Here is a 15,076-nt window from a genome sequence, read left to right on the forward strand (position 1 = left end):
CCGACCTCGGGCCCGGCCACCCGCCACCACTGACGAGATCCGTTGCACTGACCCCCACACGATTCCGCAACAGCCCGAAAATGAGCGAAAAAACGCGAATAACTGGCCACTCGGCCGCGGCTGAGCGGTGACGCCGCGGCGAGGCCACCAACGATCGCATCGGAATTTCCGATTCAAATTCACTGAAAAGGATGTTTTACAGCTGCGCGGACGCGGGTCAGTGTGGGGGCCATCACATCGAGAGAAGGATGATCGTGGAAACCGAACCAAGACTGGCAGCCGCGGGTGATCGGGAGACCGCCCAGGCTGATCGTGAGGTCAAGCACCTCAAGAAGACGCTGGGCCGGCTCGACATCGTGTTCTTGATCGTCGCCGCGGTGGTGTCGATCGAGACGCTCGGACAGGTATCCGGATTCGGCGCGGAAACCTTCACCTGGGCCCTGGTGCTTGCGGTGTTCTTCCTGGTGCCATACGGCCTCGTGTTCGCCGAGACCGGCGGCGCGTTCACCGGTGAGGGCGGTGTATATATCTGGTGCCGCAAGGCTTTCGGTCGCCCGGTGGCGGCCATCGCGTCGCTGCTGACCTGGGTCACCCAGCCCGTCTGGGTCGGTGGCTCGATGGCGTTCATCGCCTCGGAGACCTGGAGCACCTACGTCACGCCGTTCGAGCACGGCACGGTCACCGACTACGTGTTCAAGCTGGTGTTCATCTGGCTCACCGTGCTCGCCGCGATCATCAGTCTCAAACACGGCAAGTGGATTCCGAACGTCGGCGCCATCCTCAAGATCGCCTTCCTGGTCATCTTCTTGGTGACCACCGCGATCTACGCCTCGCGGAACGGCGTCGCGGGCCTGTCCGTCAGTGACTTCAGCCCGACGGTCGCCGGCATGCTAGGCGTGACACCGCTGCTGCTGTTCTCCTACCTGGGTTTCGAATCGGGCAACAGTGCGGCAGGCGAGATGAAGAACCCCGCCCGGGACGTACCGATCTCGATCGCCCGGTCGGCAGGCATCGCCGCGGCCGCCTACCTGCTGCCGATCTTCGCCATCCTCGTCGTGCTGCCGAAAGATGACATCACCGGCATCGGTGGGTTGATGGAAGCGGTCGCGAAGGTGTTCAGTGTGTACGGCTCGGCCGCGCCGGCGATGCTCACGGTCACCGGCGTCATCTTCGCGATGATCCTGATGACCCAGGGTTCGGCCTGGATGATCATCAGCGACCGCATGCAGGCCATGGCCGCGGCCGACGGCGCGTTCTTCGGCGGGTTCTTCGGCCGATTCCACCCGCAGCTGGGCACGCCCGTGCGCGTCAACCTGCTCTCTGGTGTCGTGGCGACCGTGTTCTGCCTGGTCGCGATGCAGGTCACCGGGTCCTCGGCGTCGATCTTCGGTGTGGTGCTGAGCATCTCGATCTCGACCTTCCTGCTCAGCTACGTCATCTCGATTCCGGCCGCGGTGCGGCTGCGCACCAGGTTTCCCGACGTGGCACGGCCGTTCCGGGTGCCGACCGGCAACACGGGCTTCCGCATCCTGGGCGGGTTGTGCTTCCTGTGGGTCGCGCTGGGGTCGTGGGTGGCCGTCTTCCCCGGCACTCTGGAGAGCCTGTTCGGTATCGATTACGACTTCGAGAAGACGTGGGGCGTCAGCCAGCTGACCTTCGAGGTCTTCACGCTGGGCACTCTGGTGGTGCTGGGCGTCCTCGGCGCGGTGGGTTACCTGCGGGCCCGGGCGGTGCGCGCCGAACGCCCGGACACGACGCCACTCGAAGCGCCGGACGACATCTTGACCTGAGCCGAGACGGACCGCGCGTGCCCGCCGCTTATTTACTAGACAGATCTACCTAGTAAATGAGAGCATGTCCGCCATGACGAAGCGGGGCCGCCCGGGTGGGCAAGCGCGGCGTCGGCTGCTGGACGCGGCGGCGCGTCGGTTCTACGCCGACGGCATCGCGGCGACGGGTATCGACGTGGTCACGGCCGACGCGGGCGTGGCAAAAATGAGCCTCTACAACAACTTTGCGTCCAAGGCGGAGTTGGTGGCGAGCTATCTCGAAGAGCGACACGCAGAATGGCTCGGCCTGTACGCGCGGCGCCGCGCGCACGCCGTGACTGCCGAAGACAAGGTGCTGGCCGTGTTCGACGCCTACGCCGACCACGCCGAAATGGGCTATGAGCACGGCTTCCGGGGATGCGGCCTGCTCAACGCCGCCGCCGAATTGCCCGTCGGCGATCCCGGCCGCGATGCAGTGCGCCGCCACAAGGAGGAAGTGGAACAGATCCTGCGCAGCGAGCTCGTCGCCATCTGCGGCGAACATGCCGCAGACGGTGTCGCCGAGCACATGTCGTTCCTGTTGGAGGGATCGATCGCACGCGCCGGACTGGAAGGCCGATCGGACCGGATCGCGCACGCCCGCGCCTTGGCCGCCGCATTGATGGCAGCCCTGTGACACCGCGGACCGTAGGGATGGTGGCCATCGTCGTCGCGTCGTTGCTGTGGGGAACCACCGGTACGGCGTCGGCCCTGGCGCCGTCGGTCGGCGCCGTGACAGTCGGGGCGGCGGCGATGGGCGTCGGCGGTCTGCTGCAGATCGTCTTCAGCCGGCGCGCGCTATATCGGGACCGCGCAGTGCTTTCGGCGCGGTACCGGCTGGTGACGTTCGGGGGCGCGTGTGTCGCCGTGTATCCGTTGGCGTTCTACAGCTCGATGCGCATCGGTGGCGTCGCGTTGGGGTGTGTCGTGTCGCTGGCGTCGGCGCCGTTGGCATCAGCGGTGATAGAGCGGCTCTGTGACGGGCGTGCTCTCACGAGGCAGTGGGCACTCGCGTGCGGGTTCGGCATCGGCGGCAGCGTGTTGCTCAGCCTGTCGCGGCATTCCGACTCGGGCGGCGCGCACTCGGCGACGCTGGGCGTTGTGCTCGGGCTGGCGGCGGGCGGCTCGTACGCCGGCTACTCCTGGGCCATGCGTCGGCTCATGGACGACGGGACAAGCCGCGGGGCTTCGGCCGCAGCGGTTTTGGGCCTCGGCGGCATTCTTCTGATGCCGGTGTTCGTGGCGACCGCGGGCAGCGCCGTCGTGACGTATCCGGGCATCGTTGTGATCGCGTATCTGGCGGTGTTGCCGATGTTCTTGGGATACGTCCTCTTCAGTTATGGGCTGGCGCGGGTCGGCGCCACCTCGGCGACCACCGTCACTCTCGTCGAACCGGCCGCGGCGACCGTGCTTTCGGTGGTGATCCTGCACGAAACCGTCGGCGCCGTCGGCTGGGTCGGTGTCGCGCTGATCGCGGCGGCGCTCGTCGTGCTGACCTTGCCCGGCGTCTCGCCGCGGTCCGGGCGCGCCGCGAATAAACTCGGCAGACAACCCCACGACGCTGTAGGGAGTCCCCGATGCGCCGACGTCCCGACGTCACGCTGACCCAGCTGCGGTACTTCGTCAAGGCCGCCACGTATTCGTCGATGACCAAGGCCGCCGACGAACTGCACATCGCGCAGTCGGCGGTGTCGGCCGCGATCAGCCAGCTTGAGCAGCAGATCGGGACGCAGTTGTTCATCCGGCACCGCGCCCGCGGCCTGGCCCTGACCGCCGCCGGGGAAGAGATGCTGCGTGACACCCGCGCACTGCTGGCACATCTCGACGAGGTGCTCGACAACGCCAGCGGCCGGGTCGACCAGGTGCACGGAACGGTCCGGCTGGCGTGCTTCGTGACCTTGACGCCGTTCGTACTGCCCCGGCTGTTGTCCGACCTCGGTGCCCGCCATCCCGAGCTGGAGGTCGAGGTCGTCGAGACGTCGGCGGATGCGATCCGCACCGTGCTGCGCAACGGCACCGCGGAGCTCGCGCTGACCTATGACCTTGCACTCGGAACCGGCGTGGACGTCGAATCTCTTGGTGTGGCAGCGCCGTACGTGGCGCTGCCGGCCGAACACCGGCTGGCCAAACGGAAATCGATCCGGCTGACAGAGCTGACCGACGAGCCGATGGTCTTGCTCGATCTCCCGGACAGCCGTGACTATTTCGAGTCGCTTCTCGCCAAAGCCGGTGTGACACCACGTATTCGGTACCGCTCGGCCAGCTACGAGGCGGTCCGCGGTTTGGTCGCACGCGGACACGGGTTTTCGATCCTCAACCAGATCCCGGCGCACCGCGGAACCTACGACGGCGGCGCGGTGAGTACTGTCGCCATCCGCGACGACCTCCCTGGGCTGCCCATCGTCCTGGCCCGGCTGCAGTCGGTTCGCAGCACCGCTCGTGCACGTGCCGTGGCCGAGGCCGCGCGGGCCATCTTCGCCGATCGCCGTGCCGCAGGTGATGCGGAGAGTGGTTAGAGGTCACTCGTGACGCTGTTTTGAGGTTGCGGCCATCCGCAGGCCGGGTGGCTCCGAACCACTGAGGCAACCGTCTCTGGGGAGGTGTCGTGGGAATCGTGCACAGCAGCGTGGTGGACTCGCCTCGCGAAGAGGTGTTCGCGTGGCATGAGCGCCCCGGCGCGATACACCGACTGATGCCGCCGTGGCAGCCGTTGAACGTCGTATCGGAGGCCACGTCGTTGGCCGACGGCCGGGCAGTGCTCGGCTTGCCCGGCGGCCTGCGGTGGATTGCGCAGCATCAACCGGGGTCCTATGACCGGCCTGCGCGGTTCGTCGACGCACTGGCCCGGGACGGGTGGCGGTCGCTTCCGGCGAGTCTGATCGGCTCGTGGCGGCACGAGCACCTCTTCGAGGCCGTCGACGCCGGGCGCACCCGCGTGATCGACCATGTCGACACCGCTGTTCCGGGAAGCTTGCTGCGACCGACGTTTCTGTACCGGCACAGCCAGCTTGCCGAAGACCTGGCCGGCCACCGGTGGTCCCATGAACACGGCCGGCGGCCGGGCACTGTCGCGGTGACCGGCTCGAGCGGCTTGGTGGGGACCGCACTGTCGGCGTTTCTGTCGACCGGTGGTTACCGGGTGATCCGGCTGGTCCGCGGCCAACCCCGCAGTGACTTCGAACGCCGTTGGCAGCCGGACGCGCCCGACTCCCATCTGCTCGATGACGTCGATGCCGTTGTGCACCTGGCGGGGAGCTCCATCGCCGGCCGGTTCACCGATGCTCACAAGCGGTCAGTCCGGGAGAGCCGGATCGACCCGACCCGGCGGCTTGCGCAGTGCGCGGCGGCCGCGATCAACGGTCCCTCGACGTTCGTGTGCGCATCGGCGATCGGCTTCTACGGATACGACCGCGGTGATGCCGAGCTGGACGAAGCCGCGACACCGGGCGGCGGGTTTCTCGCCGATGTGGTCGCCGACTGGGAAGCCGCCACGGCACCGGCAACGGCGGCCGGGTTGCGGGTGGTCAACGTGCGTACCGGCATCGTGCAGACCCCGCGCGGCGGAACGCTGCGGTTGATGCGTCCGTTGTTCGCGGCGGGTCTGGGTGGCCGGTTGGGGAGTGGCAGGCAGTGGTTGTCGTGGATCGACGTCGATGACCTCGTCGACGTCTATCACCGTGCGCTGGTCGATCCTGCGCTGTCGGGTTCAGTGAATGCGGTTGCGCCGCAACCGGTTCGCAATGCCGAGTACACCGCCACCCTGGCGCACGCTCTGCATCGACCGGCGGTGTTGCCGGTGCCCGATCTGGGGCCGGCCCTGCTGCTCGGCGAGCAGGGCGCACGCGAGCTGGCCGCGGCAAGTCAGCGGGTGGTGCCGATCCGGTTGCTCGAGGCCGGACACCGCTTCCGCAGGCCGTCTCTCGAGCAGTGTCTGCGCTATCAACTCGGGAACATCGCTGAGGAACACACGTGATCAGGATGCAGCGCCAGGTGACCGCTGGCTGCCCGCCGGAGGTGGCCTTTGCCTACCTTGCCGATTTCACCACGACAGAACAGTGGGATCCCGGGACGGTCCGCACTGAACGACTCTCCGGTGACGGCGGCAGAGGAACTCGCTACGCCAACACTTCCCCCTTCGCGGGGCGCACGAGCGATCTCGTGTACGAGGTGACTGCTCTCACGCCGGGTGAGTCCATCGAACTGCGCGGCGAAAACGCCTCCGTCGTCGCCCATGACACGATCACCGTCGCTGGCCGGCCGAACGGATGCTTGGTGACATACCAGGTGGCATTCGCCTTCGCTGGGTGGCTGCGCTGGGTGGAACCACTGTTGCGATTCGCAGTCGCCGACCTGCTCGACAAGGGTGCGCGAGGCCTCGATCGTGAACTGGCGCGGTTGCATTCGCTCGGCACGGGGTGAGCGCTCGGCGGTCTGCTGTCCGAGGGCCGCAAAACGAGTTGCCGGTCGGCGCCTGGGATGCGGATTCTGATGGTGTGGACATGCATCCCAACCAGCTGACGATCACCACGGACATGGTGCGCATTCTGGTGGGCGAGCAGTTTCCCCAATGGCGCGGTCTACCGATTGAACAGATCGCTTCCTCGGGCACCGTCAACGCGTTGTTCCGAATCGGTGAGCGGCTCGCCGCTCGATTTCCGCTGGAATCAGAAGACGCCACCGTGGTCCGGCAGCGTTGGTGCTCCGAAGCCGAGGCGGCTCGGCTGCTCGTTGGCCGAACTCGGTTCAGCACGCCGGAGCCGATCGCACTCGGGCAGCCCGGTGCGGGCTATCCGCTTCCGTGGTCGGTGCAGACCTGGGTGCCCGGTTCGGTCGCCCGCGGTGACGAGCCGGGCCGCTCACAGCTGCTGGCGCGGGACCTGGCCGAGTTCATCGCCGGTGTGCGCACCATCGGCACCGACGGCAAGACCTTCGACGGAGTGGGCCGCGGTGGTGACCTGACCTCGCACGACGAGTGGATCAACCGGTGCCTTCATGAGAGTGAACGACTCTTCGACGTCGCACCGTTTCGTCGGATCTGGGCTGAACTGCGGTCTTTGCCGCGCGAGTCGCCCGACGTGATGACACACGGCGACCTCATTCCCGGCAACGTTGTGGTCGACCACAGGCGACGGCTCGTCGGGATCATCGACGTCGGCGGACTGGGGCCGGCCGACCCCGCTCTCGACCTGGTGTGTGCCTGGCACTTGTTCGACGAGCCGGCACGACGTGTCCTACGCGGCACCCTGAACTGCGATGACCTGGAGTGGGAACGCGGAAAAGCGTGGGCATTTCAGCAGGCGATGGGTCTGGTGTGGTACTACGAGCGCAGCAATCCGTCGATCAGTGAAATGGGTCGACGCACCCTGCATCGCATCGCCACCGACTGATCTCCTGATCAGCGATGATGCGGCCGCGCTCACGTCTCAACGGATATCGCGATCTCGTTGCGTCGCAGGCACGCCAGCGTCCACGGCGGATCGTAGAACCAGGCACTGGGCTCACCGACTGGCGCAAACCCATAGTCGCGCAAGGTTTCTCGAAGCTGACGGGTTTTCTCGGCCGTTCTCGATGGTCCGCGATCACCGCTGAAGCGCAGCACCGCAACGGTTTCCGGGGCCAGCTCGACAAGCGAGACGCGCTCATCATCAGGGGCGGGCAACGATTGCAGTGTAGACCCGGCCGGAAGGTAGAACCGGATCACCCAGCTCTGCTGCTCACTGCCCTGCTGCCCGACGGGCATGGTCATGGCGATCGGTTCCCGCTGCTGGTTGGCGCCGAAGATGTAGCGCGCCAGGCGCCGGAACCCCGCGCTGCGGGCCGCTTCCTCGTTCGCGAGTACGTGTGTCTGGGCCGCGATACGAGGGCCGTACTGCCGGATTTCCACGCCTGGCACCAACGGGCGCGCGGTATGCGGCGGCTCCTCGACACCGAGCCGGATGCCTACCGCCGACCCGGCTACCTCCAGCACGCGGGTCGCAGCCGTCTGTATCTGGGTCAACATGGCGAGTCCTTCCGATGCCGCCGTTTCACGAGAGTCCGATCGTCCCGGCGCAATACCGCCACACCTGTTCGAGTGCGGTCTCGGTGTAGCGGGTCGTCGGCAGATAGTGGATGGGCCGCATGCGGCGGTCATGCCAGAACTGTCCCGAGGGTGGTGTCGGCGTCGTCGCGGTGAGCCAAACCGCGGTGTCGGCGGCCTGCTCCGGCGTGCGCAGGATCGGTCGGAACAGGCGGCGAAACCCGGGCAACGCCTGCGTGAGACCTGGGGTGTCGGCCCAGCCCGGATGCATTGAGGCGACCGTCACTGATCGCCCGGCCCAGCGTTGGGCCAGCAGCGGCAACAGGGCGACCTGGATGCGCTTGCTGCGGGCGTATGCGGTGGCGCCGTGGTAGGTGCCGGTTTGATACTCGATGTCGTCGGCATCCAGAGACTGGGTGTACATCCCTCCCGAGGAGACCAACACCACCCTCGGATCTGGTGCGGCGGCCAGCAGAGGTAGCAGAAGTTCGGTCAGCAGCAGCGGTCCCAGTACGTGGGTGGCCAGGCACAGTTCATGCCCGTCGGCACTGTCGGTCCGCTGCGCGGGCAGCACACCCGCGTTGTGGATCACCGCGTCGATGCGGCTGTGGCGGCCGCTCAGGTCGGCGGCGAACGCCCGTATATCGGAGAATGCGGACACATCGCAGCGTTCGACGACGAGGTCGGCGTCGGGATCGGCTGCCGAGAGGTCGCGCCGGGCGGCCTCGCCGCGGGAACGGTCGCGAACAGTCATGAGCACGGTGGCGCCGCGCGCGGCGAGGCCCGCGGCAATCGCCCGTCCGATACCGGAGTTGGCACCCGTGACCAGGACCGTGGCGCCGGCCAGGTTCTCGCCACCGGAATCGGGCGTTGGCCAGAACCGCTGTCGAAACCCGATGCCCACCCGTGAATAGCCAAGGGCGATCGTCCGGTCGAGCAGTTCGTCAACTACAGCAGAGGTTGTCATCGACAGTGATTCGGCGCGCGCACCTACCCGGATGGGTCATCCGGCGCGAAATCAGGTCAACGGGATGGTGACGACCGGGCTGCCTGTCGGCTGGGTAGACCCGGCGCCGGGTTCGACCGTGACCGCAACCGCGGCCGCCGAATTCAGTGCCGGGATGACCTCACCGCCTGGGGGCGGCATGGTGTCGGCGCTCATGGTGCCTGCCGATCTCGACGGCCCGGACGCGGGGATGAACCACATCTGATACACGTGCCCCTGCGGGGGTGGCGGCACATTCGTCATGGACACGACCACGGCGTTGGCCTGAGCCGAGGCGCTCAAAGTGATGGTGCCGCCTGCGACCGCGGCTGTGGTGGTGCGGGTGTCGGGGTAAGCGAGGACCTGAGCGACCGATGGCACGCCGGTGGGCTCGTGGGTGGACCGCAGCACGACGACGCCGGCGACGGCGATCACGACGGCAGCGGCGGCTGCCACCGCTACCCGCGCGACCAACCGGCGTCTGCGCGCACGGTGTCGAGCCAGATCGTCGCCGCCGCCACGCTGTGGTTGTTCCTGGACAGCTCGCAGTAAGGACTCGCGCAGACGAGCAGGTGGCGTGAGCGCGTCGCCGGCAGTGACCAGCGCCATCGTCTCCTGAGTGTCGGCAACGATGCGCGCGAACGCGTCGGCCGTGGCTGCGCCTGCGGTGGCCAGTCGGTGGGCGATCTCGGCGCGCTCCGCTTCGGACACGGCACCCAGCGCGTACGGGTAGGCAAGGTCGAGGAGTTCGTCGTCGGTGTGGTTGTCAGCCATCGGAACCCACCCCCAGACAGTTCTTCAGCCGGATCAGCCCGTCGCGGATGCGGGTCTTGATGGCGGGGAGCCCGGAGCCGAGGAGTTCGGCGACCTCGCGGTAGGTGTGGCCCCCGTAATAGGCCAGCGCGATCGCCTCCCGCTGGGTGTCGGTCAACGTGTCGAGGCAGTCGACGACTTGCTGCTCGTCCAACCTCTGACCGACCTCGTCGGCGACGACGTCGTGCTCGCGCCCCAACTGGCTGGCACCGTACGCGTGGTTGCGATCGCTGGCCGATTGTTCGGAGCGCACCCGGTCGACGCTGCGGCGCTGGGTCAGAGTCAGCAGCCAGCCGATCGGGCTGGCGAGCGCCGGGTCGTACTCGCGCGCCGCCGAGGTCCACACCTGCAGGTAAACCTCTTGGGAGACCTCCTCGGCCAGTGCCGGATTGCGGAGGATCCGGGAGGACAGACCGAAAACCCGTGCGCAGGTCATGTCGTAGAACTCGGTGAAGGCATCGCGATCTCCGGCTGCGATCGCGCCGAGTCGGCGGGCCAGCTCAGTTGCGTCGGCGGCGCGCGCGCCGGACGTCGACTCTGCCGCGCGGTCACCCGTACCGCGGTCACGACCGCGGGGGAGGTCCATGCCGGGATTTTTGCACAGACCGGGCCGTCGAGGGGGATCGTGCCCTTATCCAGCGTCATGGTGACCATCACCGGATGCGCGGTCAAGCACGAATTGGTGGACGTCGAGGTACCCCGAGGCGAAGCCGGCTTGGGAGTACGCGAGGTAAAACCCCCACATGCGCCGAAAGATCTCGTCGAAACCCAGCGCTTCGGCGCTGCTCGTGCGAGAGGTGAACCGTTGCAGCCACAGTCGCAACGTGTGTGCGTAATGCGAACCGAACGAATACCGATCGACAACCCGAAGCCCGGTGCGGCTTGCGACGATCTGCTCGAGCAGATCCACCGATGGCAGGAATCCGCCGGGAAAGATGTACTTGTGAATCCACGTGTAGGTGTTGCGGGTCGCGCGCATCCGGTGATCAGGCATTGTGATGGCCTGCAATGCGATTCGGCCGTCGTCAGCGAGCAGCCGGTCGAGGGTGTACAGGTAGGTCGGTAGATAGCGGTGACCGACGGCCTCGATCATCTCGACCGAGACGATCGCGTCGTAGGTGCCCCGCACGTCGCGGTAGTCGCACAACGCAACGGTGACCTCGCTCGACAGGCCGGCGGCGGCGATGCGATTGCGAGCCAGAAGCTGCTGTTCACGTGACAGCGTGATCGTGTGAACCCGGGCACCCCGCTGTGCGGCCCGGATCGCCAATTCTCCCCAGCCCGTGCCGATTTCGAGAAGTCGCGTGCCTGCTGCGACAGCGGCTCCATCGAGCAGGCGGTCGATCTTGCGCTGTTGCGCCTCGCCGAGGTCCTGCCATGTCGGTGTGGCATCGGCGCCCGTGAACAACGCTGACGAGTACGTCATGGAGTCGTCGAGGAACAGGCTGAAGAACTCGTTGGACAGGTCGTAATGATGGGCGATGTTCGCGCGGGCGTCGCCGGGTGCGCCGTATTGACTGTGAGGCACCCGCGGCAGGAACACACGGCGCAAGCGGTGCAGTGGCGCCGGCACGAGAGTATCGATGCGACCGGCCAATACCGTCAGAACGTCCGTGAGATCTGGGGATGACCAGTCACCGGCCATGTAGGACTCCCCGAAACCGATCAGACCGCCCGCGGCCAGGCGGGCGAAGAAATGATCGGGGCGGTGCAACACCATCCGCGGCGACGCGGCGTCCGCGACGGATGCTGTGTCCGAATAGTCCACCCGGATGGGCAGATCGCGGGTGGCGCTTCGGAACAATGCTTCTGCGATGGACGCGCCGAACCGGGCGCGTGGGCCACGGGGGACCCTGGAGAGCTCACGCCAGCGCGTCGGATCCTCTTGCCGGGCGGGGATGATGCCGGTCTGGTCGAGTGCCATCAGATCCTCTCCTGAGGTCGAGCGACAACGGGCAGGCCGCGCGCCCAGAGGCGCACGCCCTGCCACCGGATACGCAGCGCCACCAACAGCGGAGCCAACGGAACAGCCACCAATGCCCGCAGCACGGTGGCGGTGTCGGCGGCATGAACCGCACCGGTCATCGTGGCGCTGAAAACGGTGGAGCCGGCGGGGTCACGCAAGTGGACGGCAACATGGAGCTGCCGGTCCGGTTCCGGAACGTGCAGGTGGTAGTTGCCCGTTACCGCGTTGAACGGAGAAACGTAGAAATCCTTGGCCACAATGGCATTACCGTGCGGATCGGTGCGCACCAGGTACCGGTGTCGACCTCCGTAGGTGTTGTGCACCTCGGCCACGACGCAGGCCACTGCCCCGGCGCGGTCATGGCACCAATACAGCGTGAGCGGGTTGAACACGAAGCCGAGAACACGCGCGTTGGTGAGCATCAGAACCCGGCCCCCGCGCACGGAAATTCCATGCTCTGCCAGGTATGCATCGATGTTGGTGCGCAGTCTGTACTGCGGCTCCCCGGCGTGGTCAGCGGACCTGAACTGGGCGAACGGCCGCAACAGCCCCGGCAGCTGAGGCAGCTCGTCGAGGTCGACCAGCCAGCTGTAACTGTGGTAGCCGAATTCGTGATGGATCGGCCGCCGGCGGACGTGCCGGATGCGAGTTCGAACGATCCGCGGCGACGTCACACCGCGCTCCCGACCGGGCGGCGAAGCTGTGGCCCAGGACCGGACCAGCTGCCCTGGAGCCGCTGCGCGGCAAGGACGCCCGAGCGGGCACCGTCCTCGTGGAAGCCCCATCCGTGATACGCGCCTGCGAATGCGATCCGGCGATCGCCCAACTCGGGCAGGCGTCGTTGTGCGGCAACGAAATTCGGTGTGTACTGCGGGTGTTCGTACACCATGGCGGCGTGCACTGCATCGGGATCGACTCTGCCGCCGTCGCCGAGGGTCACCAGGAACCGTCGATCCGTCGCGTCGAGGCGCTGCAGTCGGCTGAGGTCGTAGCTGACCAGAACCCGGTCCGGGGATGAGGCGCAGTCCGGCAGCCGATAGTTCCATGACGCTCGGGCCCGGTGGCGCGTCGGCAACACCGACGTATCGGTATGCAGCACAGTGTGGTTCACGGAATAGGTCAACGCACCGAGAATCTCCGTCTCGGCTGCGGTGGGCCGGTCGAGAACGGCCAGGGCCTGGTCTGGATGGGTCGCGATGACGGCTGCATCGAACTGGTCGACCCGGCCCGCGTCGTCGCGGACCACCACCCCTGTCGCGGTGCGAGCCACGCTGCGCACCGGAACGCCAGTGCGGACGGTGTGCAGCCGCGCGGTGATCGCGTCCACGTACCGAGCTGAGCCGCCGGTCACGGTACGCCATGTCGGCGATCCGAATACCGTCAGCATCCCGTGGTGATCAAGGAACCGCAACAGGTATCCGAGCGGGTAGTCGAGTGCGATGTTCGGGGGACACGACCACACCGCGGCGACCAACGGCACCATGAAATGTGCTGTGAAATAACGGGAAAACCGCGCAGAGGTGAGGAATTCGCCGAGGGTGCGGCAGCTGCGGTCATCCAGTGCGAGTTCGGTGCGGGCCAGTCGGTGAAAGCGCGTCACCTCCGCGAGCATCCTCAGATAGCACAGCCGAACCACCGCGGACGGTTGCGCCAACAACCCGCTGGGTCCTTTGGCCCCGGCGTACTGCAGACCGCAGCCGTCACACCGGACGGACATCGACATGTCCGATTCCTGAGACTGCACGCCGAGCTCATCGAACAGCTTCAGCAGAGTCGGGTAGGTGCGGTCGTTGAAGACGATGAATCCCGAGTCGACCGCAACCGTGGATGCTTCATCGCGGCCGGTCGGCAGCCGATGGGTGTGCGCGTGTCCACCACAGCGCGGCTGCGCCTCGAACAGCGTGACCTCGGCGTCTCGGGCCAGGACCCACGCGGCGGTCAAGCCGGACACACCACTGCCGATGACAGCGATCCGCCGGACGAGCGATGTCTCCTCTTGTCGATTCACACCAGAGGTTCGTCGCTGCGCGGCACCTGGATGGGTGTGGTGCCGCGGAGAGTGCTCAGAGTGCTTCGGTGGCCTTGGGATCGTTTGGCCGGCAGAGGTTCTCGGGGCTGAGGATGCGAGCCAAGGTCTCCTCGTCGAGCAGCGCCGAGCGTCGCACCAGCTCAGGGATCGACGCGCCGGTGGCGATGGCCTCGGCGACGAGCGCGGTGGCCGCCTCGTAGCCGAGCACAGGATTGAGCGCTGTGGCGATGCTGGCCGACCGCAGCACGGTGTCACGCATGTGCTCGGCATTGGCGGTGATGCCCTGGATGCACCGTGTGCCGAGGACGTCGACGGCGGCCGTGAGGTGGTTGAGCGAGGACAGCAGGGCCCGGGCGATGATGGGCTCGAAGGCGTTGAGCTGCAACTGCCCGGCCTCGGCGGCCATGGTGACCGTGAGGTCGTTGCCGATGACCTCGAACGCGACCTGGTTGACGACTTCCGGGATCACCGGGTTGACCTTGCCCGGCATGATGCTCGAACCGGCTTGCACGGCAGGCAGGTTGATCTCGCCCAGCCCGGCCCGGGGGCCTGAGGACAGCAGCCGCAGATCGTTGCAGATCTTCGACAGCTTCACCGCGGCCCGCTTGGTTACACCGGAGAGCTGCACGAAGGCCCCGACGTCGGAGGTCGCCTCGACCAGGTTCCCGGCAGTGCTCAGCGGCAAGCCGGTGAGCACGCGCAGCCGCTCACAGACCAGCGCGGCGTACTGCGGATGGGTATTGAGGCCGGTACCGATGGCTGTGCCACCCAGGTTGATCTCGGCGATGAGCGCCAAGGCCTCTTCGAGCCGGTCGGCGTCTTCACCGATGGTGATGGCGTACGCGCCGAACTCCTGGCCGAGCGTCATCGGCACGGCGTCCTGCAACTGAGTGCGACCGAGCTTGAGCATGTCGGCGAATTCGATCGATTTGGCGGTGCAGCGCTCGGCGAGCCCGCGCAATGCCTGTTCGAGGGACCGCGCAGCCATCCCGAGGGCGACTTTGACCGCGGTGGGGTAGACGTCGTTGGTGCTCTGCCCGAGGTTGACGTGCTCGAGCGGATGAAGGTGGCGATACTCGCCCCGCTGGTGACCGAGGATTTCCAGCGCGCGGTTGGCGATCACCTCGTTGGCGTTCATGTTTGTCGACGTTCCGGCGCCGCCCTGGATCTGGTCCACGACGAACTGGTCGTGCAGGGCCCCACCGCGGATCTCGATGCACGCCGCGATGATGGCCTGGGCGATTCCGTCGTCGAGCTGCCCGAGCTGTAGATTCGCCTCGGCCGCAGCCTGTTTCACCGCAGCCAGAGCCACCACCAGATCAGGGTTTTGCGAGATCGGCACGCCGCTGATGGGGAAGTTCTCCAGCGCGCGGGCGGTGTGCACGCCGTAGTAGACGTCGGCGGGGACATCCTTGTCGCCGAGTAGGTCGTGCTCAGTGCGGGTCGGGGTGGGCAT

Annotated in this window: 15 protein-coding genes; 7 read left to right on the top strand and 8 right to left on the bottom strand. The window is 66.9% G+C overall.

Annotation, left to right across the window (positions count from 1 at the left end):
- Positions 1-254: 254 nt before the first annotated feature.
- The 7 genes from BST13_RS26115 to BST13_RS26145 all read left to right on the top strand — a co-directional run bounded on the left by BST13_RS26115 (position 255) and on the right by BST13_RS26145 (position 7,195).
- A complete protein-coding gene (locus tag BST13_RS26115) occupies positions 255-1,790 on the top strand; it encodes an APC family permease (protein WP_245839804.1) in 1,536 nt (511 codons plus the stop codon).
- A 73-nt stretch (positions 1,791-1,863) separates the two neighbouring features.
- Positions 1,864-2,445 (top strand): TetR/AcrR family transcriptional regulator, encoded by a 582-nt coding sequence (locus BST13_RS26120; protein ID WP_232491006.1) that lies wholly within the window; start codon positions 1,864-1,866, stop codon positions 2,443-2,445.
- The gene (locus BST13_RS26125) at positions 2,442-3,413 is read left to right on the top strand and encodes a DMT family transporter (protein WP_245839805.1); all 972 of its coding nucleotides are present in this window, start codon (positions 2,442-2,444) and stop codon (positions 3,411-3,413) included. Before BST13_RS26120 ends, BST13_RS26125 begins: the two co-directional genes overlap by 4 nt.
- Complete coding sequence (locus BST13_RS26130) at positions 3,386-4,324, top strand: LysR family transcriptional regulator (RefSeq protein ID WP_083167068.1); 939 nt, start codon at positions 3,386-3,388, stop codon at positions 4,322-4,324. The genes BST13_RS26125 and BST13_RS26130 overlap by 28 nt, the downstream gene beginning before the upstream one ends.
- 89 nt (positions 4,325-4,413) lie before the next feature.
- Positions 4,414-5,781 (top strand): TIGR01777 family oxidoreductase, encoded by a 1,368-nt coding sequence (locus BST13_RS26135; RefSeq protein WP_083167071.1) that lies wholly within the window; start codon positions 4,414-4,416, stop codon positions 5,779-5,781.
- A gap of 5 nt (positions 5,782-5,786) precedes the next feature.
- The gene (locus tag BST13_RS26140) at positions 5,787-6,227 is read left to right on the top strand and encodes an SRPBCC family protein (RefSeq protein WP_170064339.1); all 441 of its coding nucleotides are present in this window, start codon (positions 5,787-5,789) and stop codon (positions 6,225-6,227) included.
- An 80-nt stretch (positions 6,228-6,307) separates the two neighbouring features.
- On the top strand, positions 6,308-7,195 hold the full coding sequence (locus BST13_RS26145) for an aminoglycoside phosphotransferase family protein (RefSeq protein ID WP_083167243.1): 888 nt from the start codon (positions 6,308-6,310) through the stop codon (positions 7,193-7,195).
- Between the two features lie 29 nt (positions 7,196-7,224).
- On the opposite strand, the gene BST13_RS26150 is transcribed toward BST13_RS26145, so the two are convergent.
- Genes BST13_RS26150 through BST13_RS26185 form a run of 8 tightly spaced genes read right to left on the bottom strand, consistent with a single transcriptional unit; the run spans position 7,225 to position 15,076 of the window.
- A complete protein-coding gene (locus tag BST13_RS26150; protein WP_083167076.1) occupies positions 7,225-7,809 on the bottom strand; it encodes an SOUL family heme-binding protein in 585 nt (194 codons plus the stop codon).
- A gap of 25 nt (positions 7,810-7,834) precedes the next feature.
- Positions 7,835-8,794, bottom strand: a complete 960-nt coding sequence (locus BST13_RS26155) for an SDR family NAD(P)-dependent oxidoreductase (protein WP_083167079.1) — start codon at positions 8,792-8,794, stop codon at positions 7,835-7,837.
- Between the two features lie 51 nt (positions 8,795-8,845).
- Positions 8,846-9,586: an anti-sigma factor gene (locus BST13_RS26160; protein WP_083167082.1), complete on the bottom strand. Its 741-nt coding sequence runs from the start codon at positions 9,584-9,586 to the stop codon at positions 8,846-8,848.
- Positions 9,579-10,211 carry an ECF RNA polymerase sigma factor SigK gene (gene sigK / locus BST13_RS26165; RefSeq protein ID WP_083167084.1) on the bottom strand — a complete coding sequence of 211 codons (633 nt, stop codon included), beginning with the start codon at positions 10,209-10,211 and terminating at the stop codon, positions 9,579-9,581. Before sigK ends, BST13_RS26160 begins: the two co-directional genes overlap by 8 nt.
- A gap of 45 nt (positions 10,212-10,256) precedes the next feature.
- Positions 10,257-11,549, bottom strand: coding sequence for an SAM-dependent methyltransferase (locus BST13_RS26170; protein ID WP_083167087.1), 1,293 nt, complete (start codon positions 11,547-11,549; stop codon positions 10,257-10,259).
- Entirely contained in the window at positions 11,549-12,265 is a 717-nt protein-coding gene (locus tag BST13_RS26175; protein ID WP_083167089.1) for a DUF1365 domain-containing protein, read from the bottom strand. The genes BST13_RS26170 and BST13_RS26175 overlap by 1 nt, the downstream gene beginning before the upstream one ends.
- Positions 12,262-13,599, bottom strand: coding sequence for an NAD(P)/FAD-dependent oxidoreductase (locus BST13_RS26180; RefSeq protein ID WP_083167092.1), 1,338 nt, complete (start codon positions 13,597-13,599; stop codon positions 12,262-12,264). Before BST13_RS26180 ends, BST13_RS26175 begins: the two co-directional genes overlap by 4 nt.
- Positions 13,600-13,654: 55 nt before the next feature.
- Positions 13,655-15,076 (bottom strand): aspartate ammonia-lyase, encoded by a 1,422-nt coding sequence (locus BST13_RS26185; protein WP_083167094.1) that lies wholly within the window; start codon positions 15,074-15,076, stop codon positions 13,655-13,657.

This window comes from Mycobacterium aquaticum, assembly GCF_002086485.1.
Classification (GTDB): domain Bacteria; phylum Actinomycetota; class Actinomycetes; order Mycobacteriales; family Mycobacteriaceae; genus Mycobacterium; species Mycobacterium aquaticum.